Source organism: Shewanella sp. K8, assembly GCF_028823715.1.
Taxonomy (GTDB): Bacteria; Pseudomonadota; Gammaproteobacteria; order Enterobacterales; family Shewanellaceae; genus Shewanella; species Shewanella algae.
The window spans coordinates 72,431-99,367 of record NZ_JAPEHY010000017.1 but is presented as its reverse complement, the minus strand read 5'-3'; the positions used below and the strand labels follow the sequence as shown (position 1 = coordinate 99,367).

17 protein-coding genes and 1 riboswitch are annotated in these 26,937 nt (G+C 52.7%); of the genes, 7 read left to right on the top strand and 10 right to left on the bottom strand.

From position 1 onward, the window contains the following. Window positions 1-240: 240 nt before the first annotated feature. A complete protein-coding gene (locus tag ON072_RS11105; protein ID WP_025008933.1) occupies window positions 241-429 on the bottom strand; it encodes a hypothetical protein in 189 nt (62 codons plus the stop codon). A gap of 188 nt (window positions 430-617) precedes the next feature. Further along, window positions 618-2,726 (bottom strand): winged helix-turn-helix domain-containing protein, encoded by a 2,109-nt coding sequence (locus ON072_RS11100; RefSeq protein WP_144380369.1) that lies wholly within the window; start codon window positions 2,724-2,726, stop codon window positions 618-620. A gap of 197 nt (window positions 2,727-2,923) precedes the next feature. Between ON072_RS11100 and rluA the strand changes: the two genes are divergently transcribed. Beyond that, the gene (gene rluA, locus ON072_RS11095; protein WP_261753019.1) at window positions 2,924-3,601 is read left to right on the top strand and encodes a bifunctional tRNA pseudouridine(32) synthase/23S rRNA pseudouridine(746) synthase RluA; all 678 of its coding nucleotides are present in this window, start codon (window positions 2,924-2,926) and stop codon (window positions 3,599-3,601) included. 108 nt (window positions 3,602-3,709) lie between these two features. Beyond that, window positions 3,710-4,171, top strand: a complete 462-nt coding sequence (asnC, locus tag ON072_RS11090; RefSeq protein WP_025888669.1) for a transcriptional regulator AsnC — start codon at window positions 3,710-3,712, stop codon at window positions 4,169-4,171. A 152-nt stretch (window positions 4,172-4,323) separates the two neighbouring features. Here asnC and ON072_RS11085 read toward each other — a convergent pair whose 3' ends face one another. The 4 genes from ON072_RS11085 to ON072_RS11070 all read right to left on the bottom strand — a co-directional run bounded on the left by ON072_RS11085 (window position 4,324) and on the right by ON072_RS11070 (window position 11,679). Beyond that, window positions 4,324-8,193 carry a S8 family serine peptidase gene (locus ON072_RS11085; RefSeq protein WP_274626053.1) on the bottom strand — a complete coding sequence of 1,290 codons (3,870 nt, stop codon included), beginning with the start codon at window positions 8,191-8,193 and terminating at the stop codon, window positions 4,324-4,326. Between the two features lie 192 nt (window positions 8,194-8,385). Next, a complete protein-coding gene (locus ON072_RS11080) occupies window positions 8,386-9,492 on the bottom strand; it encodes a succinylglutamate desuccinylase/aspartoacylase family protein (RefSeq protein ID WP_261753018.1) in 1,107 nt (368 codons plus the stop codon). Further along, window positions 9,482-10,849 (bottom strand): lysine-sensitive aspartokinase 3, encoded by a 1,368-nt coding sequence (gene lysC, locus ON072_RS11075; protein WP_025008930.1) that lies wholly within the window; start codon window positions 10,847-10,849, stop codon window positions 9,482-9,484. The genes ON072_RS11080 and lysC overlap by 11 nt, the downstream gene beginning before the upstream one ends. A 136-nt stretch (window positions 10,850-10,985) precedes the next feature. After that, window positions 10,986-11,162: riboswitch (Lysine riboswitch) on the bottom strand. 82 nt (window positions 11,163-11,244) lie between these two features. After that, the gene (locus ON072_RS11070) at window positions 11,245-11,679 is read right to left on the bottom strand and encodes a DUF3293 domain-containing protein (protein ID WP_025008929.1); all 435 of its coding nucleotides are present in this window, start codon (window positions 11,677-11,679) and stop codon (window positions 11,245-11,247) included. 560 nt (window positions 11,680-12,239) lie between these two features. Here ON072_RS11070 and arcA point away from each other — a divergent pair. Further along, window positions 12,240-12,956, top strand: a complete 717-nt coding sequence (gene arcA, locus ON072_RS11065) for a two-component system response regulator ArcA (protein WP_025008928.1) — start codon at window positions 12,240-12,242, stop codon at window positions 12,954-12,956. A 333-nt stretch (window positions 12,957-13,289) separates the two neighbouring features. Here the strand turns inward: arcA and fusA are convergent, their stop codons facing one another. From fusA to ON072_RS11050, 3 genes are all read right to left on the bottom strand, one after another. Beyond that, entirely contained in the window at window positions 13,290-15,380 is a 2,091-nt protein-coding gene (fusA, locus tag ON072_RS11060; RefSeq protein WP_096140981.1) for an elongation factor G, read from the bottom strand. Between the two features lie 261 nt (window positions 15,381-15,641). Then, window positions 15,642-17,075, bottom strand: a complete 1,434-nt coding sequence (locus tag ON072_RS11055) for a diguanylate cyclase (RefSeq protein ID WP_107005081.1) — start codon at window positions 17,073-17,075, stop codon at window positions 15,642-15,644. 154 nt (window positions 17,076-17,229) lie between these two features. After that, window positions 17,230-21,783 (bottom strand): ATP-binding protein, encoded by a 4,554-nt coding sequence (locus ON072_RS11050; RefSeq protein WP_144379650.1) that lies wholly within the window; start codon window positions 21,781-21,783, stop codon window positions 17,230-17,232. Between the two features lie 121 nt (window positions 21,784-21,904). Between ON072_RS11050 and ON072_RS11045 the strand changes: the two genes are divergently transcribed. Continuing rightward, entirely contained in the window at window positions 21,905-22,816 is a 912-nt protein-coding gene (locus ON072_RS11045) for a LysR family transcriptional regulator (protein ID WP_025008920.1), read from the top strand. Between the two features lie 150 nt (window positions 22,817-22,966). On the opposite strand, the gene blaOXA is transcribed toward ON072_RS11045, so the two are convergent. After that, window positions 22,967-23,836, bottom strand: a complete 870-nt coding sequence (gene blaOXA, locus ON072_RS11040; RefSeq protein WP_144128642.1) for an OXA-55 family carbapenem-hydrolyzing class D beta-lactamase — start codon at window positions 23,834-23,836, stop codon at window positions 22,967-22,969. Between the two features lie 447 nt (window positions 23,837-24,283). On the opposite strand from blaOXA, the gene ON072_RS11035 reads away from it, so the two are divergent. The 3 genes from ON072_RS11035 to ON072_RS11025 all read left to right on the top strand — a co-directional run bounded on the left by ON072_RS11035 (window position 24,284) and on the right by ON072_RS11025 (window position 26,925). After that, on the top strand, window positions 24,284-25,432 hold the full coding sequence (locus tag ON072_RS11035; protein WP_144160678.1) for a pyroglutamyl-peptidase I family protein: 1,149 nt from the start codon (window positions 24,284-24,286) through the stop codon (window positions 25,430-25,432). Between the two features lie 72 nt (window positions 25,433-25,504). Further along, a complete protein-coding gene (locus ON072_RS11030) occupies window positions 25,505-26,074 on the top strand; it encodes a SprT family zinc-dependent metalloprotease (protein ID WP_044735159.1) in 570 nt (189 codons plus the stop codon). A gap of 95 nt (window positions 26,075-26,169) precedes the next feature. Then, on the top strand, window positions 26,170-26,925 hold the full coding sequence (locus ON072_RS11025) for an endonuclease (protein ID WP_370629046.1): 756 nt from the start codon (window positions 26,170-26,172) through the stop codon (window positions 26,923-26,925). Window positions 26,926-26,937 lie beyond the last annotated feature (12 nt).

Here is a 26,937-nt window from a genome sequence, read left to right as displayed (position 1 = left end):
CCCGACTTGACGATCACCACCTCCATAGGAGGTGGTTTTGGGGTGACAATAAAAAGGGGCGCGGTTTCCACCGTGCCCCTTTGGCTTGGAAAGGGAGAGTTATTTGTCCTTAGGGTCGAGCAACCTTGATTCTTCGGACGCAAGAACCAAGTTTAAAAACAGGTAGTACACCAATACAAAAGCGCTCAGTGAACCAACCAAATAGAGAGTGACCTGCAACATGATGGCCTCCAATGACGGTTATAGATTGATGGACTCATCGGGGATCTTGTAAATCACACACTCTGGATACGGCTCACACAGAGATGGCGTATTGACTTCATCCTTGCCCTTGGTGGGTGTCGACGCCAGCAGTAACGGTAAAGCAAACAGAGTAGAAAGTAACGCAAATCCAATCGCATTTTTCACAAACTGATTCAAACTTTTCATCGTCTTTTCTCCTGCTGGGAAATGGGTGGGCGCAAACTGCGCCCGAGATTGCTTTGACCTTTTGGCCCGGTACTCAGGGTAAAAACCAAGCGCTTTGGTGGTCAGGCAATCAACCTTGTCCCTAAAGCTATCTCAGGCAGGGAAAAGCACCATAATGAAAAGGTGACGGAAAGGTGATGTCTTATAAATCAGTTAATTACTTCAACTATATCTGTATTGGCAGGCCCCAATAATGCCAGCGAAATCTGGCCGTCATCTGTCACTGACAGCAATCTTGGGGAAACTTTCTCCATCGGAATGTCGCGCCCCTCTCTCTTGCCCGTGTGGAGATCTATCTTGAGAATGCCCATGGCATTGTCGTTGGGCCGCAGCAACCAGAGTGCCTCGGAAGCCAGTTGCCAACTGCTGCCGAAGTGGGGGGTGTATTGGTCATAAAAGAGTTCTTCGACGCCCTGTTTCAGGCGCCAAATCCCTTTCTTGTACAGGCGGGTAAAATAAAGAGTACCGTCGGCGGCGTACTTGGCGGAAAAGCCATCCGTCAGCAAAGGTTGCTGCTCGCCACTGTCCAACAGCAGACTGTTTATCTGCCAGCGACCATCGACGCTGACGGCTGCCAGCAGTTCATTGCTGCTGCGCCCCCAACTGACATTACGAACATTGCCCAGCTGAGGGAAAAACTTGAGTTCACCGTTTTCAGGGTTGAGGACAAACACCTGTTGGTTGAGGCTGCCGGCCACCAGCTTGTCATCGGCTGAATAACTGAGTTCATCTATATGGGAAAAAGTGCTCAGGCGACTCAGTTGTTTCTCCGTGCCCTGTTCGTCCCGACGCCATAGTTGTGGCAATCCGCTGCGATTGGAAACAAAGATCAGCTCCTTGCCATCGTGGCGTAAGGTACCGGCGGTATCACGGCGACTGGACGCCACAAAGCGCTGCGGTTTGGAAGTCTCATCAAAGGGCGATGACCAAAACCAGATCTCCTCTTCAAACAGTTCACCGACAACCGCCGCCATGCGTCCGGCACTATTGGCCGAGGGAGAATTGATTTCCTGCAACACGCTCGTCAGCCGGGTTAACTTACGGGGTTTGAGTTGCAAGCGGTGAAGTTGTCCCTCTTCACCTCGGTATACCAAGGCGTTACCGCCTTTATCCCAGGCGATACTGCGCAGTGGATACCCCACCCGCTGCAGGTTTTGCCAATCACCAGATTCGATATCGAACAGTAAGATCTGGGTGTCGAACCAGTTGATACTGCGCAGCACGGCCAGACTGTGACCGTCGGGAGACAAGGCCAGGGCATAGTCACCGCGTCCCACCACATGTGGTTGACTCAACTGCTGACGCCGACCGTCGCTGAGGCTGAGCAGAAAAACGCGCTTGAAACCTTCAACCCCTTCGGCATCGACATAAAACAGCGAGCGGTTAGAGGGACTCCAGGCGATGCTGGTCGACTGCGTCGTCTGATGGCACTGGCTGACTATGCGGCTTCGCATCCCCTCTTCGGTCAGCTCTGTCACCATAATGCGACAGCCCTGAGTCTCACTGAATGCCAAATAAGCCAAGGCCTTGCCATCATGGCGCCAGGCCGGGTAGCGCAGACTGTAATCACCCACAACCGGAATGGTTTTGATGACTCTGTCTCCGAGTGCCATCAGCTCAATATGCCACTTATCGGCGTTCAGTTCCCGATAGGAAAATGCCAGCATGCTGCCATCGGGGGACAGGCTGGGGTCCACCTCCTGACCATTGAGCGAAGTCAGTGGAGTCAGACGCCGGATGGCCACATCTGTCAACTCAAGCTGGGGGTTTTCCTGGGCAGGAGCCAGATAGAGCCAACTGGCAATACCCGCCGCCAGCACTCCGAAGGCGCCGCCCAAATAGCCCCACTTGCTGCCGCCAGCCGCTATCTTTTGCTCAGTCTCGGCGTCTGCCAGTGTTGCCGGTAAAGGTTCATCCTGCGAATCGTCATCGAGCGTCGTCTCGCGTACTTTCGCTATCAACACATAGCCCTGCTTGGGCACTGTCTTGATAAAACGTGGCTCTCTGGGATTATCCTGCAGATGCTGACGCAGCAAGCCGATAATGCGGTTAATGGCATTATCGGTAATTATGCCGCCGTGCCAAACCTCCTGGATCAACATTTCACGACTCACCAGGGTGTTGGCATGATGGATAAGACACAGCAATACCTGCATCACCCTGAGCTCGAGCCGCACTTGAGCCTCTTCGCGGCTCAGCGTACTCATCTGAGGGTCAACCAACCAATCTTCCAACAGGTAACCTGAGCGCCTTCCCATATCAATCCATTTTCAATTCAAACACTAAGATACTAATTGCCCATGTTGTAAAAGAGAAGTAAAGCGCTCAAATTAACCAAAGGCAGGTGCGAATAATTCCCAGCCTGCTCTGAAGCCTGGATGCAACAACGCCCAAGAGCTTGCATCTACCTGCAGCCGCGGTTATCTTTGCCGTCCATTTTCATTGAGGCCATGACATGCCAGATTTTGTCTACAATCCGCCAACCGAACCTTGGCTGGATATTCTCTATCAAGACAAGGACATCATAGTCATCAATAAACCTTCAGGACTTCTCTCGGTTCCCGGACGGGATCCGGCCAATCACGACAGCGCCTATGCCAGAGTCCTGGCCGAACATCCACAGGCACAAGTGGTTCACCGCCTGGATATGGCCACCTCGGGCGTGCTCTTGCTGGCACTGAGGCGCAGTGCCGAACGGGAGCTGAAACGTCAGTTTCGAGACAGGGAAACCCAAAAGAGTTACTACGCCAGAGTCGCCGGCCATATCAAGGCCACTCAAGGCAGTATAGAACTACCACTCATCTGCGACTGGCCCAACAGACCCAGACAGAAAGTCGATCATCAAGTGGGTAAGCCGTCATTGACCCACTATGAAGTGATTAGCAAGGGGCGCTATTCAACTCTGGTCATGCTGATCCCCATCACAGGGCGCTCACACCAACTCAGGGTGCATATGATGGCATTGGGTCATCCCATTCTGGGCGATGGTTTCTACGCCGACTCCTGGGCAAAAAGATTGGCTCCCAGATTGCTGCTGCATGCCGCCAGCCTCAGCATCAAGCATCCTTACTCGGGCGAACCCATGAGCTTCAGTGCACCTGTGCCTTTTCTCGCGCCCGAAGGTGAGCAATAACGGCTAACGTCACCATAGATGTTGAGCCAAAAGTCGCCATAAGACTGGCAATTTTACAATAAAACACGTAGATTCATGCCTGATTACAAGCAATTTAGGCGTGATGCTGTGGATACATCATTTCAAAGAGATCAACTGGACAATCAGATCCTGGAAGCCCTGATGCAGGATGCACGAACTCCTTTTGCCGAGCTGGCCAAACGCTTCAGCGTCAGCGCAGGCACGATTCATGTCAGGGTCGAAAAGATGAAACAGGCAGGTATTATCACCGGTGCCCAAATAACGGTTAACCCCAAAGCTCTGGGCTATGATGTCTGCTGCTTTATCGGCATCAATCTCAAGAGTGCCGGTGACTATCCCGCCGCCATCTCCAAGCTCAATGAGTTGGAAGAAGTGGTAGAGGCCTACTACACCACAGGCAACTACAGCGTATTTGTCAAAGTGATGTGTCAATCTATAGATGCCCTGCAGCACGTGCTGATTAACCGTATCCAGTCGATAGACGAAATTCAATCTACCGAAACCCTGATAAGTCTGCAGAATCCAATTGTCAGGGCGGTAAAACCTTAACAACAGATAAAGAAAAGGCTGCCAAATTGGCAGCCTTTTTCAGTTTAAGGCTTAGGGAAGGTGCAAAGGACTATGGCCATTTGCTGCAAACCACGCCTTGCATCCAGGCCTGTAAGCCAACGCAGAGCACACAGGACTTGCTCGCACCTTCCTTAGCTCGATTTCCTGCGCAGCCACCCCAAAGGCAGCAATAGCAGCGACAACCAACCCAGCGAACCACCACCGTCACGCTCGAAGTCAAAGACCACTATGCTGACAGTTTCTGTGGTGCTGTTACCCTTGGAGTCACTCACCTTCAGATTGAAAGTCAGCAAATCGCCAGAGCCTCCCACTTCAGGTGCCGTCAGCTCCAGCTTGGCCGCCGAGCTGTCAAACTTCAGTGGTGCACCGGCAATCTGAGTCCATTGATAGCTGACAGCATCGCCATTGGGATCGGCCGAGGCAGACGCATCGATAACAAAGCTCTTGCGCTCTGCCACTCGGTCCGGTGCATCAACTTTGATAACAGGGGCCCCTTCTTTAACATCGAACAGATACTCCTGAGTCAGCACCTCGGCGGTATCATTGACTACGGTATTGCTCAATATCAGCTTATTGCCCTGCCCCTGTTTACGCGGGATAAACTTGAAGCTCAGCGTTTTGGCCGGATCGCCGGTTTGCATCACATGAGTCCAACTCAATACTCCTTGAGCCAGTTCTCCTTGGTCGCTGATAGCCGTGACTTCATGTCCTTCCGGCACCATGGCCTTGATTTGATATTCCCGAGCCTCCGGGGAAGCATTGGCAGCAATAGTTACAGCCATGGTTACTGGCTGTCCGGGGGCCATCTCTCCACTGAGCACACTGGCCGCAGGCATTTGCACATCATCAACGACTCGGCTGAAAGCAACCGGCAAGTTCTTGGCCGCGATGCTGGTATCGCTGGACGTCAGAGTTACTACGGCATAACCCAGGTCGCTGGCGGCAAAATTATCCTTCCAGGCAAACTTCAGTGAGAAGTCCTCGTTATCACCCGTCTTGGTCAGAGTAAAGTTGTCCTGAGCCGGACCTGCCTCTACCACTGAAGTTTTCAGGGTGAAGGGATCTTCGGCATTGGCGGCTGAGGCCTCATAGTTTTGCACAAAGATATAGTAATCACCGGCTTCTGGATTACTGATGCTGACAGATTCATCAGAACCGGCTCTGGCCGATTGGCCAACAAGGGCATCCAGCGCCCCGTCACCGTCCCTGTCTATTGCCACATAGAGATCCAAATCCGGAGAGTTGGTGGCAGTAATGGCCGTATTGAACAGCTTGGCACCATCTTCAACACTGTAAACAACGTAGGCAACGCCGTCGGTAATGTCGTCCAGGAAGCTACCAACATCCGAATCTTGCTTCAGCACGCCTTCAAAGCTGTCGGCCAGTGCCAAGGCAGATACCTCTGCATCCAGTCCCGTCATATCCAGCGATTTGAGCTGGCTGAAAGTCAGCTCATCGGCATCTCGTCCTGCCCGGATGGTAAAGCTGTCCGGCAGGTTGTCACGGGAAGCCTTGACCGCCACCGGCATAGCCGCATCAGGGTGGTTGCTCGAGGTCAACAGCAGGTTACCAAACGCCCAATCACTGGAGCTCACCCCTGTGATATCGGCAGTGACAGTCACCACCTGTGACTGCCCCTTGGTCAGAGTGAAGTTTTCAGGCGAAACCGTTATTTTCAGCCCTTCAGTCGTCGCCACCCCGGCAGCGCTCCATACGCCGTCTTTGGTCGCCGTGACTTTTCGAGTCCAACTGCAACTGTTAACACATTGGCTAGTGGACATGCTGGGAAGATTCAAACGTCTGGGATCACCACCGAGTTCTGGATTGGCAAACTCATAATTGTCCGCCAACTCATCCATGATGAGCCCTGTCTTGGCGGCCAAATCGACCCGGATCCGGCCGGCACCCACATCAAACGGATCCGCGGTAGTCTTGCCATCGGCCTTGGTCATAGCACTGGCCGTAGTTGCCGTCAGCATCAAGGCTGAACGGATATTATCCGGTGTCCACTCAGGATGAGCCGACTTCAGCAGCGCCCCGGCGCCCGCCACATGAGGGCTGGACATGGAAGTACCGGACATCAAGGTATAATCGGCAGGATCTGTCCCTGTTACTTCATGGCCATACTGCTCATCGGCATAAGCGGCATAGATGTCCACACCCGGTGCTGAAATCGAAGGCGCAATCACATCGAAGTAACGATTTGGCCCGAGTAGAGAGAAGTCGCCCAACACATCTGCCTGACGCTCAACGGCCGATGGAGTGGCATTGATTTTGGCCACCAGCCCTGGCGTGGCCGCCAGCGCATCCACAACAGCCAAGCCATCAATATTACCGATGAAAACAGAAGGGATACTGGTGTTGCCCAGTCCGGACATCTTGGTTCTGACGTTGCCTTCACCGTCTTTGTTAAAGACGATAACCCCTACTGCCCCCGCATCTTTGGCATTATTGACCTTATCGGCAAAGTTACAACCGCCGCGCTTAATCAGCGCCAACTGTTCCTTGAACGCATCGGCGGCAAAGGCGTTACAACCTTCGAAATTATCAGCTGCCAAGTCACCGGCATACACCAAAGGTGCACTGATATCTGTAGTCATTACCGGCCCGGTTCCCTGAGTGTAGTCCAGTTGGTCACCGTTGAACTCCAGAATGGAACGCACTTCCCGGTTGTGGGTAGATGCCGCGACTGAGGTATACCAGGGCGCATTTTTGGGTGAAGAAAAGGGAACTTGGCTAACCGAAGCAGAGGTATTTCCGGCCGATACGGCAGAGAAGATGCCGGCATTACGGGCAGCCAGGAAGCTCATCTCTGTCGCGCTTGACCAAGGGAAACCACCGCCGCTGATGGAATAGTTGATCACATCCACACCGTCGGCAATGGCATCATCCAACGCTTTGAGAATCGCCGATGTGGGACAACCTGAATATCTATCGCCATTGTTGCCCGGACGGCAGATCTGATAGGCAACAATGTTGGCATGGGGGGCGACCCCGGAGATCTGTGTAAATTCGAGCCCGGTCTCAATGCCATCCCCCTGAGCCTCACCGACTTCACCGGCAACATAGGGAACATTCTTAAGGATATTGCCCGCAGCAGTACTGGCAGTATGAGAACCATGGCCCCCATAATCCTCACCATTCTTGGCAGGAGGTGTTGGGCCAAAGACCTCTTCATCATCATAACTATCGGTAATCTCGGGATAACTTCTGACCCCGATTAGCTTGTCGTTGCACATGTCAGAAAACTCTGCTGCACAGTCACCGACGTAGACCCCCTGTCCCCAGGGGTTAGTATGGTCGTAACCATCTCCCCCAATGTCGGCAAAGGATGGATGATCACTGTTGATCCCCGAATCGATCACCCCGACTATGACCCCTTCTCCCATAGCCCGGGTCCCTGTTGCACTGCCGTCCCACACTTTGGGAGAACCTATCATGCTCTGGCTGCTGTCGGTATCCATTGAATAGAGACTTTCCCGCTCAATGAACGCCACTTCGGGTAACTTGGACAGGGCTTCAGCCTGCTGCTGATCCATGGTGACCGCCAGGCCATTAAAGGCATAGTGATATCTGGCCTTGGCCTGCAACTGAACCCCTTGAGCCGCGGCACTCATTAAAAAGTTCTGTTGTTTGGCATTCAAATACTTCACGTAGGACTTCACCGCCACACTGGCGGTATTCAGCTTGGGAGCCTTTTGGGGCGCCAGCCCTTGGCTTCGTTGTGGACTGGTGGCTTCAAGCCCGGCAATACCACCGGCATAATTCGCCACAGAGGGATCTTTAAGGCGCACTATATAAGTGTATTTACCCTCTGCAAGTCCAGGCTCTTTGACAAACTTATGTTGCCCCCCCCTTTGCTGTTGTCCTTTGAGGCCGCTGGACGCACTAAGCAGATCCGACGAAATAAATGGATCCGATACGCTCACTGGCGCGGCTTCTGAATGGAATGCCATAGATAACAGCGCTGCTGAAACGGCTATTGCAACTTGACTCTTCACTTGTCTACTCCCTATAAGACTGCTTATTGTTGTTTTATGTTTCCATGCTCAAAAACACTCCCTTAATACAAAGGGATTAATTCTTGTAACATCAATTGATACAAACAAGAAACAAAATACACAAAATATTACAAATTATCAGCTAGTTACAGAATGGCAGACGCTAAAAAGGATTTCATATCCGGCTCTGACTTAACCAGAAAGAGTGAAGTAGTTGGTCATCACCTTGTAGAGCTCAGTTCCCTGGTGCACAGACGCCGAGGCAAAATGCAGCACAGGGATCACATCCTCATTGAGCGAGAGCCTGGTGACTTCAGTGCCGGCATCGACTCGGTCGAGCCTGAGCATATTGACCAGAGGCGCACCCGCAGCCAAAGGTACTCCCGGCTCGGCCAGATACTCCACCATACCTGCCATAGGTGCGTGAAACTTTCGATAGTCTTTCAGCATACAAGCAAAACGCAACATCACCTCGGGCTGTATGCTCTGGGCTATCACCTCTCTATAGCTCAGATAACTTAATATGCCTTCCGCATCTCGGCTGGCATCGGCAAGATCGATACGCTCCTGGCTGCCAAGCTCCAAAGTAAAGGCCGACACTGCGACTTTCAGCTCTCTGCCCCGGCTATTGGCATAGTCGCTGAGCTGCCACCAGGGATTGAAGGCCGCTTCATCCATGGCGCCGCCAAAACCTTTAGGCATCACCAGGGTATAGGGAATATGAAAGTAGCCGGCAGCGGACAGCTCATATTCGGGGCAATAGAGATGTTTACAGGACTTGGGGCCGGTGTGCAGATCCAGCACTATGTCAGCGCCGTGCGCCAGTTTTTGCAGATTGAGCGCCAATCTCTGCCCGGTCGTCACTCCCCAGGGATTGGCCAATGCCTGTTCACAGTTGGCAATAAGAAGACGACGAAAAGCGTCAAACAGTGCTGGCTCCGGCAGCTCACTATGCTGCAGATACCAGTCATCCAGGTGGACAGCCTGATCCAGATAGGCTCGGTTCCAGTTGATACCTGTGATGGGATCGAAACGGCCCAAGGTAAACTCACCGCTTTTCTGGTTAATCCCCAAGGGGTTGGCCAGAGGCACCAGGGTGATATCTCCCAGAGGCGGATGAGCCTTGAAGTACTGCAGCAATTGCAAAATCACCGCATTGCCCTGCACCTCGGCGCCATGCACATTGGCCTGAATATAGACGCTGGGCGCCGCATCGCTGGTACCTTTGAAGCGATAAACAGGTATGGTCAAGGGCTGGCCGGCAGCCAGCTCCCCAACCGGCAGATGTTCAAGCTGCATCCTGAGCCCCTTCAAACAGGTTACGATGCAAAGCGGCAACAACATCACCGGCTTCGGCTTCCGACACCAAGACACAAAGATTGTGCGGACTGGCGCCCTGACAGATCATCCTGACGTTGTGGGGTTCGAGCACTTCAAATACCCGGCGACAGATCCCGGCAGTAGTGGCTATCTTGTTGCCTATGATGGCCACCAGAGCCAGCTTATCTTCCACCCGCACACGGCAGTTTTGCGACAATTCCTGCAGCAGGGCTTCGGTCAGAAGCCCCTTGCCGGCCGAATCTGAGCCCGTTTTGTCCAGCGTCAGCGACACGTTCACCTCTGAGGTGGTAATGAGATCGACACTGATCTTGTGCCGCGCCAACACGGCAAAGGTCTCTGCCAAAAAGCCCTGGGCATGCAACATCTGCAAACTGTGCAAGTTAAGTAGGGTCTGATCTCGTCTCACCGCAACGGCCCTGAATACCGGCTCATCTTCCACTTGGTGACGGATCCAGGTGCCACCTTTTTCCGGTGCCCGACTGGAGCCGACAAACACCTGGATCTGTTGACGCACCGCCGGCAAGATGGTGGCAGGGTGCAACACCTTGGCACCGAAAGTAGCCATCTCTGCCGCCTCATTAAAACTGATTTCTGCGATAGGCCTGGCGTTGGGAGCCAGTCGGGGATCCGTGGTGTAAATCCCTTCTACATCGGTCCAGATCTCGACCGCATCGGCTTCCAGCGCCTCAGCCAAAAGGGCCGCAGAATAATCGCTGCCACCACGCCCAAGCGTAGTGGTTCGGCCATCGGCATCGGCGCCGATAAAGCCCTGGGTCACCAGCAGTTGCTGCTCAAGCAAAGGTTGCAATTTCTCTGTCGCCAGTCGCTTCAACTCGGCGATTTGTGGCTCGGCCTTACCGAAATGGCTATCGGTACGCATCACCTGGCGCACATCAAAGGCGCTGGCCTTGGCACCACGTTCTCTCAATACCGCGGCAAACAGCGCTGAAGAACACTGTTCGCCCAAAGATAGGATCTCATCGACCATAGCATGACTCGGCGCCTGCAATAACCTGGCACTGAGCGTTGCCATGCGGCTGAGCAAAGCATCCAGCGCCGCGGCAACATCTGCCGGTCTGCCAAGTTTATCCAGAATTGCGTATTGAATGGTGGCTATCTCTTTCAATAGCTTGAGACGGCGCTCATCCCCCATGTCTGCCTGGGACAGCTCCACCAACAGATTGGTTACGCCACTGGATGCACTGACCACAACCAGACGGGTGGCCGGGTTTCCAAGCACTATATCGGCACAGCGATTCATCGCCTGATAATCGGCAACTGAGGTACCACCAAACTTGGCAACAACAAGAGACATCAGCGCATTCCCCCACAGGCAGGTAACAGGGAAAGGTCGATAACGAGAATAGATTTCATGAGTTAAGCTCCGAACAGATAACGTTCGAAGAGCCTGGTGCAGAGATAACGCACCCTATAGCAGGGAAACAGCGATCGTCACCAGAAGCTCTCCACCAAAACCAGGTGACAGTCGCCAGGATTCAGCCTGACCAACCGACCGGAAGCATAGCCAATACGCATCCCGACCTCGGCGTTAATCTCCCTCATGAGCCGTCATTGGAGAATTGGCCTCCTCTGACTCACTACCTAGTTAACGCACCTCTTCTGTTCCTTTCTCGCGAAAGGGATGAAAAAATTAGCAATAAAGTCCTTATGAAGTCAATGCTAATTTGCGCAGGATGAAATTTCCTCAACTCATCCGTCACTGAGCTCGGGTAACTCGCTGACCAGGCGCGCCCTGGCAGCAAACTGTCCAAGCGCCACCTCTCGCTCCCCTTTCAGGCAAGGCACCAAGGTCAAGAGCCCACTATCAACGTAGTAAAGGGCATTTTGGCGATACTTTGATGCCAGTTCGATTGCCGCGGCCTTATCCAGAAACAGAGCCCAGCTTTTTTCCATATGACTGAGATCATCGGCAGCGCCTATGATCGCCCGGTAAGGAATGCCCAGCTTATCAATATCGTGTTGTAGCTGCCGATCGAGAAGGCGGTTTTGGCAAGAAGTGAGTTTTTGCCCAAGGGGATTATGGGCGGTGACAATAGCGAAAGGAACAGCGGAAGAAAACGACTGAGTCAATAAAAAGCATGCGCTCTGGTAGTACTGCCAGAGACTTTCAAATGCAGCATCCATTGTAGTATCTGTCTCTAATGAACCGGATTTATTCTAGCAAAGGCTTTTGCATTCCCCTAGCCCCGTGAGCAAGCTCACAGTAAGACAAAATACAAAATGCTTATCTTTCAATAGGTAACGTAAAAACTTGTGATATAGATCATAGTTAAACATTAATTTGTTAACATTTCATTTGTTAACAAATGCCCAATCCTAGTACAATGGATTGTATCGACAGAGGCTTAGAGTTAAGTGTGTGACCCGGCTAGCGCCATTACGCTACAGCATAAGTCTCTATCGATAACGACTCTGTACCAAATGTAATCTGGTTTTAAGATGACATTTTCTGGATTTTCCATGTCTTTCAGGAACTAAATCCCGCCACTGGGAATCCTAGACAGTACAGTTCGCGCCTCTCCGGGTGGAGAGCATACTTTTTGCTAATCATGAAGTGTGTTGCCGTTTCATTTCAGTTTTGAACAGCACTTACGTGAACCCTGTGAATGTTGGCGTTTTAGAGAGTATAGCGGAGCGTCACCCGCGCTCATGGTTAGATAAACTGATTTAATTAGGTAAATAACATGCAAAACCCGCACATTCTGATCGTTGAAGATGAAGCCGTTACCCGTAACACGCTGAGAAGTATTTTCGAGGCAGAAGGTTATGTGGTAACCGAAGCCAATGATGGCGCAGAGATGCACAAAGCCTTGCAGGAAAACAAGGTGAACCTGGTGGTTATGGATATCAACCTGCCAGGTAAGAATGGTTTGCTGTTGGCGCGGGAATTGCGCGAAATCAACAATATCGGTCTCATCTTCCTTACTGGCCGTGACAACGAAGTGGACAAGATCCTTGGATTGGAGATCGGTGCCGATGATTACATCACCAAGCCGTTCAACCCTCGTGAACTGACCATTCGTGCCCGTAACCTGCTGACTCGAGTCAACAGCTCTGGCGCTGAAATTGAAGAAAAGGCTGCCGTTGAATACTATCGTTTCAATGGTTGGAGCCTGGAAATCAACAGCCGTTCTCTGGTGAGCCCACAGGGTGAATCTTACAAGCTGCCACGTAGCGAATTCCGCGCTATGCTGCACTTTGTGGAAAACCCAGGCAAGATTCTCAGCCGCGCTGAGCTGCTGATGAAAATGACCGGCCGTGAGCTCAAGCCACACGACCGTACTGTTGACGTGACTATCCGTCGTATTCGTAAGCACTTCGAAAGTGTGCCTGATACACCGGAAATCATCGCCACCATCCACGGCGAGGGCTACCGTTTCTGCGGTAACCTGGAAGACTGATAAACACGCGTTATCGGCCCTGCACAAAGCCAGCTTATCGAGCTGGCTTTTGTTTATCTGCTCACCTATTTCGGTTCCCCCAGCTACTGATATTCGCAGTGGCTTCCTCACGGCAATTCTCTGCCAATCCCAGCTCCTTTATCTCCTTTATCTTAGGTAGCTCCTTTGCCACATATGCCACTTTCGGAAACAGTTGCCATACGATTGCCCATTGATATTCATCGGCATCCGCCGAGCTGAATGCAAGTTTGATTCTGCTGGCTTCGCGGCACTAGATATTCGCCCATAAAAAAACCCGCCATCAAGGCGGGTTTTTATCAGGATAATTAATCCTTATTTCTTGGCTGCGTTACGAGCCTTGGTTTCTGCGATAACAGTCTCAGCCACGTTGGCAGGACATGGAGCATAGTGAGAGAACTCCATAGAGAACTGACCACGACCAGAAGTCATGGTACGCAGGTGACCGATGTAACCGAACATTTCTGCCAGTGGCACGTCAGCCTTAACACGTACGCCAGTCAAACCAGCTTCCTGATCCTTGATCATACCGCGACGACGGTTCAGGTCACCGATAACGTCACCAACGTGATCGTCTGGAGTGAACACGTCAACCTTCATCACAGGCTCCAGCAGCTGAGGCTTGGCCTTAGGCATAGACTGACGGAATGCACCCTTGGCAGCGATTTCAAACGCGATTGCTGAGGAGTCAACTGCGTGGTAACCACCGTCGAACAGTTCAACTTCAACGTCCAGTACTGGGAAGCCAGCCAGAGGACCTTCGTTCATCATGTCTTCGAAGCCGCTTTCAACTGCTGGCCAGAATTCACGAGGTACGTTACCACCAACAACGCTGGAGGTGAACTTGAAGCCACTACCAGCTTCGCCTGGACGGATGCGGTAGTCGATCTTACCGAACTGGCCAGAACCACCAGACTGCTTCTTGTGAGTGTAGCTGTCTTCAACGGCTTGAGTGATGGTTTCACGGTAAGCTACCTGTGGAGCACCAACAGTCAGTTCAACACCGTGAGTACGCTTCAGGATGTCTACTTTGATGTCCAGGTGCAATTCACCCATACCCTTAAGGATGGTTTCACCAGTTTCTTGGTCGGTTTCAACCTGGAATGATGGATCTTCTGCAACCATCTTACCCAGAGCAACACCCAGCTTCTCAGAAGCGCCTTTGTCCTTAGGAGTTACAGCGATAGAGATCACTGGCTCAGGGAAGATCATAGGCTCCAGAGTACATTCGTGCTTAGGATCACACAGAGTGTGACCAGTCTGAACGTTCTTCATACCTACAACAGCGATGATGTCACCGGCTTGAGCAGAATCGATCTCTTTACGATCGTTAGCGTGCATCTCAACCATACGGCCAATACGCTCGGTCTTACCGGTAGCAGAGTTCAGGATAGTGTCACCTTTCTTCAGCTTACCAGAGTAGATACGGATAAAGGTCAGGGCGCCGAAACGGTCATCCATGATCTTGAACGCCAGTGCGCGCAGTGGCTCATCGGCAGATACAGTAGCTACTTCACCGGTTTCTTCACCAGTTTCTGGGTCAGTCAGAGGCTGAGGCTCAACTTCTGTTGGAGATGGCAGGTAGTCAACAACTGCATCCAGAACCAGCTGCATACCCTTGTTACGGTAAGCAGAACCACAGTATGTGGGGAAGAATGACAGGTTGATGGTACCTTTACGGATACAACGCTTCAGGTCTTCGATAGAAGGCTCTTCACCTTCCATGTAGGCTTCCATCAGGTCGTCGTCCTGCTCAACGGCAGTCTCGATCAGTTGCTCACGGTATTCTTCAACCAGATCAACCATGTCTTCTGGAACTTCTTCTACAGAGTAGTTTTCTGGCAGACCAGACTCATCCCATACATAGGCTTTGCGGTTCAGTACGTCAACAACACCCTTGAACTCGTCTTCGATACCGATAGGCAGAGTCATAACCAGTGGTGTCGCAGCCAGAACGCGCTTGATTTGACCAACAACACGCAGGAAGTCGGCACCCATACGGTCCAGCTTGTTTACGAAGATGATACGGGCAACTTCAGATTCGTTAGCATAGCGCCAGTTGGTTTCGGACTGAGGCTCAACACCGCCGGAACCACAGAATACACCAACACCGCCGTCCAGAACTTTCAGAGAACGATATACTTCAACGGTGAAGTCAACGTGTCCGGGGGTATCGATGATGTTGAAGCGGTGATCTTTCCAGAAGCAACTTACCGCAGCAGACTGAATGGTAATACCGCGCTCAGCTTCCTGCTCCATGAAGTCAGTAGTGGTGGTACCGTCATGGCTGTCACCCATCTTGTGGATTTTGCCGGTCAGTTTCAGGATACGTTCTGTGGTAGTGGTTTTACCCGCGTCAACGTGAGCAAAAATACCAATGTTTCTGTATTTTGATAAGTCAGTCATGATTCAACTTCAAATGATTAGTTAATAGGAGACGGAGTATGCCACTTCAAAGCTGCGACAGACGGAACCCCATAAATAAGGCGCGTATTATAACACCGAAACCCCTATAGGCTGCAATCAGCAGTTTCAATTTTCACCAGTTTGTCATCACAGACGGGCAACAAAAATAAAATTCATTAAATTCAACATCTTGAAATTCAATATTTTCTATATTCGAGCGATTAATGCAGAAATTGATTGTATAAAAGCGCCGCTACAGCGCTAAGCTGACGAATTTGAGCTGATTTTATCGGCTCGATCGGATTCGGGATCGCAGCAGATCCTATTGCGACCTTCCGACTTGGCCCGGTACAAGGCCAAATCTGCCCGATCAAATGCACTCCAGATCGATTCACCGGCTTTAAGTTCTGTCAGTCCAAAACTGCAACTCAGGCTAACACCGGCTGAAAAGGGATAAACCTTCATCGCCAGTGCCAGACGCTCACATAAACGCCCCGCCTGCACACAGTCGGTATCCGGGCAGATGATCATAAACTCCTCACCACCCCAGCGTGCCACCAGATCCTGTTCACGGGCACCATCTTTGAGCAGAGCCGCCAGTTCGCGGAGAATCGAATCTCCCACACTGTGGCCATGACGATCATTGATCTCTTTAAAAAAATCTATGTCTATTACTATCAGCGACGTGTGCCCTTGCGCCGAGTTACTGCGGTGTTCGGCGGCGAAGTGTCGGTGGAAATAGTGACGGTTATATAACTTGGTCAAAGGGTCGTGGGTCGAAATGAACTCCAGTTCTCTGTTGGTTTCCAGCAACTGATTGCGCAATTGTTCCAGTTGTTGATTCTTGGCTGTCAACTCGCGGTTGTATTTACTGATCCAGCGGTTACGTGCCAGCAAGGCACCGAAGATCAATGTTGCCACCGCCAACAACTGCCAGAACATTCGGTAATCTGTCTGTTCCAGCACCGCCATATTGCTCCACTGCCGGTACAGCCTGGCCCTGTGTTCATCGGAAATCTGCGCCAGTAAATGATTGAGCTCGGGTAACATCCATTTGGCATTCTCTGTTACCGCCATCCGGAACTGATCCTCTGGCCCGGCCCAACCAGCGATTTTGAGATTGAACAACCCACTCTGCTGAATGCGGGCATTGATGGAATACATAGAGCCGATAAATAGATCCGCCTCACCGCTGGAGACCATCTCCAATCCCTGCTGCTCTGTCTCGGCCAGAATAATGCGGATCTTGGGATAGTTCTGGCGCACATAATCCAGCAAGCGGTAACCTCTGGGGATTGCCAAGCTTCTATCACCGACCTGTTCCATACTTTGCAGAAAGGGTTGCTCGTGGCGGGAAACCAACACATTGGGAGAACGGCTATAGATATCGCTGAAATATAAGAACTCAGCGCGCCTGGGAGTGTAGTTGAGCATGGGGGTGAATACACAGCGTTGCTGCTTCAAGTAGGCTAATGTCTGTTGCCAGCTCTCGGTGGGCACCAGCTGAAACTGCCAATCTGTCTGCTGATCGATAAGCTCAAGAAAGCCGGAAGAGATCCCCACGTGCTTGCCTTGGTCTATGCCTTCATAGGGCATCCAGTCGGGGTCGACACAATAGGGAATCGTGACTGCATTGACTGCGGCCGTTGCCAGTAAAAGGCTGCCAAACAATATGGGCCGCAAATATCTCAGCAATCTGTAAGCTCCGGCGATTCAGGATACATTCAATATTAGTTCAAAAACATCAGCTTCTGGTCATATGCTGCGCCATCTGAAATTGAATCCAACCGTTAAGAAACAAAAGACCCGCACATGGCGGGTCTTTTCGGGTTACTGACAATCAGCAGCCTCAGTCTTCCACAGGGGAGACCACAAACAGCAGATCGCCTTGAGAGACCTGTTGGCCATTGCTGTTGAGGATCCGCTCAATGCGGTATTTCTTATCCTCTGGATACAGCTCGGCACCCTTGCGGTTGAAGCCTGCCAGTGTCACCTGAGAGAACATCTTCATCGCTTCGGTCAGTGCCAGCGTTTGATCGACAGTCACTATGTCGCCTTCCTTGACGAAGTCGGCTTCGCCCGGCGCCGGAGAGGTATAGAAGATACCCGCGCCCTGAGCCAACACCTTGAGCTCGTTGGACTCACCCACACGCAGCGATTCGGTATCCACACCTTGAGTTTCGGCGGCGGCTTCCATTTCGGCGATCAGGGCTGGGATATCCAGCTCGGCCATCAGGCGCGGCAGATAGTTGGTGTCATACACGCCTTCACGGAAGGTCTCGTCGGCCAGGATCCGCTTCAGCAGCGGGATGTTGGTGGCGATCCCCTTGATGACCACCTGATCCAGATAGTCATACATCTTGGCAATCACATCGTCCCGGCTTTCACCGCGGATGATGATCTGGGCAATCAGGCTGTCGTAGTATGGCGACACTTCTTTGCCATCGGCCGCGATAGAGATGATTTCCACATCATCGCGCTCGGGCATCACGCACTCAGTGATAAGCCCCGGGTTTGGCACCAGCTGCAGTATGCCCTGGCTATCCAGCGCAGCCTTCTCGGCTGTCACCCGCACTTCCATCGCATAGCCAATTTCCTGCGGCTGCAGATCTTCAATGGAGCGACCGGCTGCCACATCGAATTGCGCACTGACGATATCAATACCTGAAGTCGCTTCGGTTACCGGGTGCTCTACCTGCAGACGGGTATTCATCTCCATGAAGTAGACTTCGTTGGCATCCAGGTTATAGATGAACTCAACGGTACCAGCACCCATATAGTCGGTGGCATCACCCAGAGCACGGGTGTATTCCATCACTCTCTGCTTGAGTTCTTCAGGCAGCATGGTGGAACCGGACTCTTCAATCACCTTCTGGTTGTTACGCTGCACCGAGCAGTCACGCAGACCCAGTACCTTGGTGTTGCCGAACTTGTCACGCAGCAACTGAACTTCGATATGACGCAGTGAAGTCACATATTTTTCCAGGTACAGGTCACCATTACCAAAGGCGGCAGCCGCTTCGGTGGAGGTTTTCTGGAACAGGCCAATCATATCCTCGGGGCGCTTAACCACTTGGATCCCCTTACCGCCACCACCTTGTACCGCTTTGAGCAGCACTGGGTAGCCGATTTCGTTGGCCACGTTAACCGCTTGCTCGGCGTTGGTCAAAATACCGTGAGAGCCTGGTACCACGGGCACATTCTGCGCCTGAGAGGTCTTGATGGCGTTGGACTTGTTACCCATGGTTGTCATCGAGTGCACACTTGGACCAACAAAGTTCACGCCGTTGTTCACACACAGGGCGGCGAACTGTGGGCTTTCCGACAGGAAGCCGATACCTGGGTGCAGTGCGTCTACCTGCTCATACTCGGCCACTTTCAACACTGAGTAAGCGTTCAGGTAGGACTCGTCGGAAGTGTTACCGCCGAGACAAACCAGCTTGTCGTTTTCCTTGAGCATGTCGGCAGGAACCGAAGTCATATCAGGATCGGACGCCACCAGTACCACATTAATGCCATTGTCGTGAGCCTTGCGGATCAGTTTCACCGCAGTACAGCCTCGGGCATGTACAAGCACCTTGTCGATAGGTTTCATCAGGGCACGAGGATCGTCCTGAACTATCTCCTCACTGACCTCTTCAACTTCAACCACCAGAGTCGACAGTGCATTGGTCAACACATCACTTATCTCGGCGTTAGGCATAGGCATCAGAGGATCTATGCTCTTGAGCTGTTCATCGAGCTGAGTGCTGAATGGGTTGTTGACCAGGCCATTCATCGCTCCGGGCACCTTGGACAGGTAGTTGGACAGAGTCGAAGTGGATGGCAGGTAAGCTGGTACCACCATCTGACCGGCAAACGGCATATTGGTACCGGACAGATAATAAGTCTGCACCAGAGGGTGAGTCACGAAGGATGCCTGGGCTCCACCGGTACAGTCACCGAAACCGAACATCAGCACAGGCAGTTCGTTGTCACGCACGAAACGGGTAATACGGTCGTTTACCACGGCCATGGAGAACAGCGCAGCAGCCCCTTCTTTGGTCTGCATACCGCCGGAGCTGATAAAGCAGATCACCGGCAGCCTGCGCTTGGCACACTCAATAAGCAGCGCAGAGAACTTCTCGGCACTGGCCATATCGAAGGCACCGGCCTGGAAGGCGGTGTTGGATACAGCAACCCCGACACGCAACGCCTTGCCGCCATGTTCAAAGTCCGCCAGACCCGTGATCAATCCACAGGGGCGAATGCCCTTGTCGAGTGCATCTTCAATAGAGAGACGGAAGCCCGGGAAGTTGAGCAGGTTGGCCGACATCTTGTCGCCATTGATCTCATCGAAGTTCTTGAAGAACTTGGCGATGATATTCTCCCAGGTCATATTGCCGGCTTTCTTCTCGTCACGCAGCACCTTCTGGATCAACAGATCCTGATACCCCATGGTCAAACGGTTCCAGAAGTCCTTACGACGACCGATACGCACCGGGTTGATGGCACCTGTGTACTTGCCCTTGTCCTCTTCGCTGTCGAAGTATTCCGGCAGCAGACGCTCGAAGAAGTAAGTCAGGATAACGAACAGCGAATCGTTCAGTTGTGGGAAACCCACACTCTTCCACTGCTCTGTCTTGGTCAGCAGTTCGGCACGGTTGGACTGTGACATGAAGTACTTCAGCCACTTGTAGAACTTGCTCTTGTCGTTGGCGGTATCCTGAGTGGAAATCGCCCGGTCGATAGACTTGTGCAGCAGGCCATCAACAGACTGACGCGACAGGCTCTTGGCCATCATGGCTTCCTTGGCGATAGAGGCCAGGTTACCCACGACATTGTCGTACAGCGCGTTAAAGATCAGGATGTTGTAACACTGCCAAATGAAGTCTTCACGCAGCTCTTCATTGACCACTACATCCAGTACTGTCAGCTGGTTCAGTTCAGGCCAAGGCGCCTGAGTCACTTCTGCCGGCAGAGTTTCCAGATAGTGGATAAGCCCCTTGAAGTTGTTGGCGGCATTACTCTTCCAGCGGTGATACAAAGACCAACCTATGTTGAACAGCAGCGCCTTACGGGCCTTCTTGTAGTTCTCTTTCGGCTCACCCAGGATCAGACGGGTCAGCATGTTACGCTCGGTGGAAACATCATCACGCTTGGAGATGAAGTTACTCCACAGCTTGTTGAGTTCTTCGTCGTAAACCAGCTTATCCGGGCTGGACAGCCAAGCCTGGAACACCTTCTCCTGCTCCTTCTGGATCCGGGCCAACAGATCCCCTTCGGGCACACTCACTTTGGACAAGCGACCATACTGATCCATGGAGATGGAGTGAATACGGCTACGCAGAGTCAAATAACGCAGATAACGGTAGGCGCTGCCGAACAGGTTAAGGTGCATGGTCGGGCTGATGGCAACCGACATTTCCGCGTTGGACTCCAATGCCTTGAGGCTCTTGGAAGGTTCGAGGAAACGCTTGAGGCTGCGATCATAGTGTTCGCGCAGGTCATCGGATTCTTTTACAAACTGCACTGCGGCACATTCAATGGCTTCGATGGCGCTGATGATGGCGCGGCGCAGGTTGTGCTGACGCTCGTCGCGATCATAAGGAGAGAAATCCACAATGCCGTCGATACAACCTGAGGTATAGAGCTCTTCCGGGGACACACCCACAGACTTGGCACACTCCTGCCATGAAAGGTTGTACTTGCGGGCGATGCTCTGCAGGCCCTGAGGCTGAATGGTGTTGAAAATACCATCACGCAGCGACAACAGTATATTGGCCGCCGCCAGTGGGATAGCACCACCCGAGTAGCCGGCGCCAATCACTATACCCAGAGTCGGCACATCGACGTTGGCACTCTCGGCAATCGCCTTGGAAATAGAATGCGCCTGGTTGTGACTGTTGGCCACCTCACCGGCATCGGCTCCGGGGGTATCTATCAGGTAAACTATGGGCATGGACAATTCGGCAAAATGGCGAATCGCCTCACAGGCCTGCAGGTGGTGCTCGGGCATCCAGGCACCGTTGGCCGTGGTGCGCTCCTGGGCGATAAAGCCGATGCGGCGGTTACGACCACCAAAGTTCAGCTCTATTTCGGCGCTGTAGAATGGGCCGTTGTGGCTCTCGGCGATCATCTTGCCTTTCAGATCGGCAATGATTCGCTTGGCACCTGGGCGGTTCTTGTCCTGGGTAGGCTGGATAACTTTGGCAACATAGCCATCCACATCCAACTGCGCCAATGACTTTAAGTTACTCTGGATGGCATCGTCATCCAACAGACCCTTTATCTCTTCAGAAAGGCTCTGTTTGCTGTGCTCTGGGAACAGCGAAAAATCCTTAGCCAAATGCTCCGCCTGCAGAAACAGGGGATCCGGAGTCTGGGCTTGAGTCGTGTTTGCGGGCTGCTTCTTGCTGGTCATCTATCGATCCTCTGCTAAGCCTCTGAAATTTTTTAGCCAATAAATATACCTTTGTTATCCCGTCAAATGCCATTAAACTGCCTTAGACGCTATGTTCCATTTTTGAGACAGTAATAAAAACATGCCAGATTTGAATGGGATGCTCCTATTTGCAGCAGTGGTCAGAGCAGAAGGCTTCTCTCAGGCGGCCCGTGAAACCGGCCTGCCAAAGTCTACCATTAGCCGAAAAATCGCCCAACTGGAACAACAGCTTGGGGTCCGTCTGCTGCAACGAAATACCCGCTCAATAAGCCTCACTCAGGTGGGCGCGCTCTTTTATCAACACTGTGACAGCATCTGCAACGAAGTGGAAGCGGCAAAGGCCACAATCGAGAATACCCATAACGATGTTTCCGGTTCATTGCGGATTGCGATCCCGGTTTCATTCAGCCAAGAGTTAATCGCCAATCTCTGCAGCGGCTTTATGCGTCTCTACCCCGGCGTCGAACTGGATGTACAGTTTACCGATGCCGATGTGGGCTTGGTAGGCGAAGGCTATGATATCGCCATCAAGTATGGCCCACTGCAGCCTTCGGATCTTGTCGCCCGGCTCCTGTTTGAACGTCAGCCGATTCTGGTGGCTGGCCCCGGCTATCTCAAGTCCAAAGGAACGCCGGCAACCCCGAGAGATCTGGCCCGTCACGATGGTATCTTGCTGGGTACCTCACGCTCGGCCCCCATCTGGCCGCTGGGCAAGGGGAGCCGCAAAACCATGGCCAGCTTCAGGCGCCGCACTCGAGTGAACAGTGCCATCATGGTCAAGCAGCTGGCACTGGATGACTTTGGCATCGCCATGTTGTCCCATTCGGTATGCAAGAACGAGCTGGCCAGCGGCGCCCTGGTGCCGCTGCTGCAGGAGTGGCCCATAGAACCCTTCAAGGTCTATGGCGTCTATTCCTCCCGTCGACAACTGGCGACCAATATCAGTGTGTTTCTGGACTTCTTTACCAAGCGCTTCAACAGTCAGGAGTCGCTGCAATCTTTGATGATGTAGCCAATCTTTGATGATGTAGCCAATCTTTGCTGATGAAGAAGGCTAAAGACCCCAGCCTTGGCCGGGGTCTTATATATGAATCAATAACACAGCACACAAGTTGGCCTTCTCTGACTTATGTCTTGGTTCTCTATTCCGTGCCAGCCAGACTCAAGGCAGCAGCTGTTCCTGCTTGAGCACCTGTTTCACCAGTTGTTGGCGTAACGGTAACTGGCTGGCCGAGGCCAGATCCAGGTTAATGGCGAAATAGACAGTGTTGTCGTCCAACTCCAACCAACCGACCCACCAACCTATGGCCGGCGTACGCCGCACACCATAGCCTGTCTTGGCGCGAATAATATAGTCAGTACTCGCTTCGGTCAGCATCATCTGTTTGACAATTCGCTGGCTGCGCTCGGACACAGGTAACTTGTTGTCATGCAGTTGCCTTAGAAAATCCACTTGTTGAAATGCTGTAATTCTCAGTTGGCCGTCGAGCCAGAAGCTGTCCGCTTGGCCACCGATATCCTGATTGCCATATTCCAGCTGCCGCACCATAGCCGCCATCACTTTGGGGCCTATCTCCCTGGCCAACTGCTGATACACAGGCACCACAGAGTACTTCATTGCGGTGCGAAAACTCTGGTCCCTGTTCCAGGCGGCAATTTCACGAACCTTTCCGTCCCAGCTAAAACGACTGGTTTCATCGCGCACCGCCCCGGTTTCCAACGCAATAAGGCTGGAGGGGATCTTGAAGGTGGAAGCCGGAATAAAGCCTTCGGCGGCGCGACTTAGATTGTTGGAGAGCCCCAAAGAACGCTTTTGATCCCAAAGCAGTAAACTGCCTTTAACACCTGCGGACTCGAACAGCTTGTCCCAGCGGCGTACCTCTTGCCAACCCTCGGCCGTGACCTCAGAGCCGACGTCACTGACCTTGGTCTGCTCAGCTGCCACAGCCTGCGTTTGTTGAGCCAATAAACACAGCAACATGGGCAGCAGCAAACGCTTACTCAGGCGCTTTCTGTGCAAACCTTTATTCATCTCATTCCCCTATTATTCCCGGCGGTCAAAGCAACAAGCATACAGCCCTGGGGTGAATAATGGTCTGGCAAAGCCCTGCTCAATTGTGGCAACAATCTGGCAAGGTAACAGATAGCTTTCCAGTTGCTGACGAGTGTTGCATACTTGAGGAAGGTGCAAACAAGTCCCATGTGTGCTCTGCGTCGGCTTACAGGCCTGGATGCAAGGCGTGGTTCGCAGCAAATGGCCTTAGTCCTTTGCAAGAAGCACAACACAGCAGGCAGACCTGTAAACCACGCCCTTCGGGGCTTTCACAGCAACCGGCTCTCTGCGTTATCTGACTTCGACAGGCCCCGGCATGCCTTCCGTCAGATGCCTTGAACGCCAATTGCTGTGCAAGCCAGAGTGCCACGAGGACTTATTCGCACCTTCCCTAACTTTACAACTCTATAAGCGAAAGGAACTGCCATGTTTAAGCCCAGCCTGGCCATAGCCCTGCTGTCGGGTACTCTGGTTTCTCTGTCGGCTCAGGCCGGTGTCGAAGAGGATCGCCTGCCTGCCGCCAACGAAAAAATGCCTCAAGTCGTCCAGCGCTATCAGGCATTGACAGATGATCTGGTAACGAAATACCGCCAACATACCGATGAGCTCAAGGTTACCCAGATGGTGGCGCACCAGGGGCAACGCCTGTGGCAACAGGCGGTCAGAGATGTGCAGTCAGGTCACAGCGACGACCGCTCCCTTTACTGGAGCCGGTTGCAGATGCGAGCAGAGCTGGGCAAACAGTCGCCCAAGTTCAATATCGCCTCCTGGCAAAGAGAAATACTGACCAAGGCGGTGGAAAAGTCATCCCGAGGTTTCAGCGATATCGACTTTAAGGATGATGCCAGCATCAAGATACTGCTAACCGGATTCGACCCCTTCTTTCTCGATCGCAATATAGAGCAGAGCAACCCTTCAGGTCTGGTCGCCCTGGCATTGGATGGTTACCGCTTCTCGGTTAACGGCCGCCAGGCACAGATAGAGACAGTGATGATCCCGGTACGTTTCGCTGACTTTGATGAGGGCATCATAGAGTCGCTGTTGACCCCGGTTTATCGCGACAAGAGTGTCGACATGGTGGTCACTGTCAGTATGGGGCGCAGCGACTTCGATCTGGAACGCTTTCCGGGCCGCAACCGCAGCGCCGAAGCCCCGGACAACCGCAATGTTTTTACCGGCGCCAGTAAACAGCGACCTCTGCCACCCAAGCTGGAAAACGACACCCTCAATGGCCCTGAGTTTGTCGAGTTCTCCCTGCCGGTAGCAGCCATGCAGAGCGTAAACGGCCGCTGGAAAGCCAACGACAACCATATTGTCAGCACCCTTTCCCGTGGCGAGTTTCAGGCAAGCAGCCTGAGCGAACTGCAAAACAGCACTTCGGTGGAGGGGTCTGGCGGCGGTTACCTGTCCAATGAGATCTCCTACCGGGCTATCCTGCTGCAAAACCAACTCGGTAGCCGTATTCCCACCGGGCATATTCATACCCCGAGAATTGCCGGTTTCGAGCCCGCTACCGAAGAAGCGATAGTCGAGCAGGTCAAAGCCATGCTGACAGCGGCGGCCAAAAGTTTATAATCCCTGATTCAACAGAGGCGCAGTTGCGCCTCTGCTTATTTGCCACCAATTAATGCCAATTCGAGTTTTCTCATGCTGAGTCAGTTGTTCAGATCCCTTAAAAACGCCGGCACTTCTGAATACAACCAAGCACCTGAGCCACAGCCTCAAGCTGCCGCTAGTGAGGCGCAGCAGGCAGTGCTCGATGCAATAGAACTTTGCTATCTCAAGGCGGAGGCCGCCCTGGGCCGAGCGCTAAAGCGCCCTTCGGTCAGCTTTGCCCTGCGAGGCCGCAGCGCCGGTACCGCTCATCCAACCGAGAACCGCTTGCGCTTCAATCCGGTGCTACTGGAGCAAAACCTGCACACCTTCACCCATGAGGTGGTTCCACACGAGATTTGCCACCTGCTCTGTTTCCAACTGCATGGCAAGACCCGACCTCATGGCAAGGAGTGGCAAAGCCTGATGCGGCGGATTTATGGCCTGGCGCCGCGTACCACTCACTCGATGGATATCAGCTCGGTCAAACCCAGAACCCTGCCCTATCAATGTGGCTGCGGTGTAGTAGAGCTGAGCATTCGCCGTCATAACAAGGTCGTGCGGGGCCAGGCTAAATATCAATGCCGCCGCTGCGGCCAACTGCTTAGCCCTCAGCCATCCTGAGCCAAGTTGCCAAGCCTGGCGGCTTCTTTTACTATCTGCTGCAACAATTCCAAGTCTGGCACCTGAGGTATCGGCTGTCGGCACCCGAAGTTATGATTTTAGGGAATAGCGTGATTTCATTGCACCTGCGGCCACTCGTGGCCCTGCCGCTGCTTTTGGCGGCCTCTTCTGTGCTGGCATCGCCCAGCCATCCAAGCAGTTTTTCCGAAGCCAAGAAACGCGCCAAGGTGATTTACAGTCAAACGCTGCCGGCAGTCAGTTTCTACTGTGGCTGTGCCATCAAAATGGAAGGCAAGAAATGGCAGCCGGATTTGGCAAGTTGCGGTTATCAGATTCGCAAACAAGAGACCCGTGCCAACCGCATCGAATGGGAGCATATAGTACCTGCCTGGGAGTTTGGCCATCAGTTGCAGTGCTGGCAAAACGGCGGCCGTAAGAACTGCAGCAGCAAAGATAAGACCTTTAAGCGCATGGAGGCCGACCTGCACAATCTGGTGCCGGCCGTGGGAGAGGTCAATGGCGACAGATCCAACTTCAGGTTCAGTCAGTGGAACGCCAAGCCAAGCCAATATGGCCAGTGTCAGATGACAGTCGACTTCAAGGGCCGTAAGGCAGAACCGCCAGCGCAGGCAAGAGGACGCATCGCCCGTACCTACCTTTATATGCAGCAGACCTATGGGCTCAAGATAGCCTCCAGCCAATTAAAGTTGTTCAAGGCGTGGGACAAAAGCTATCCAGTTGATACTATTGAGTGCCGGCGAGATCAGGTAATAGCCGCCTCTCAGGGCAATCACAACCCATTGGTGCAGAAAGCCTGCAACCAAAGCGGCCTCAGCGGCAGCGCAGAATAAGCCTAAGGAATA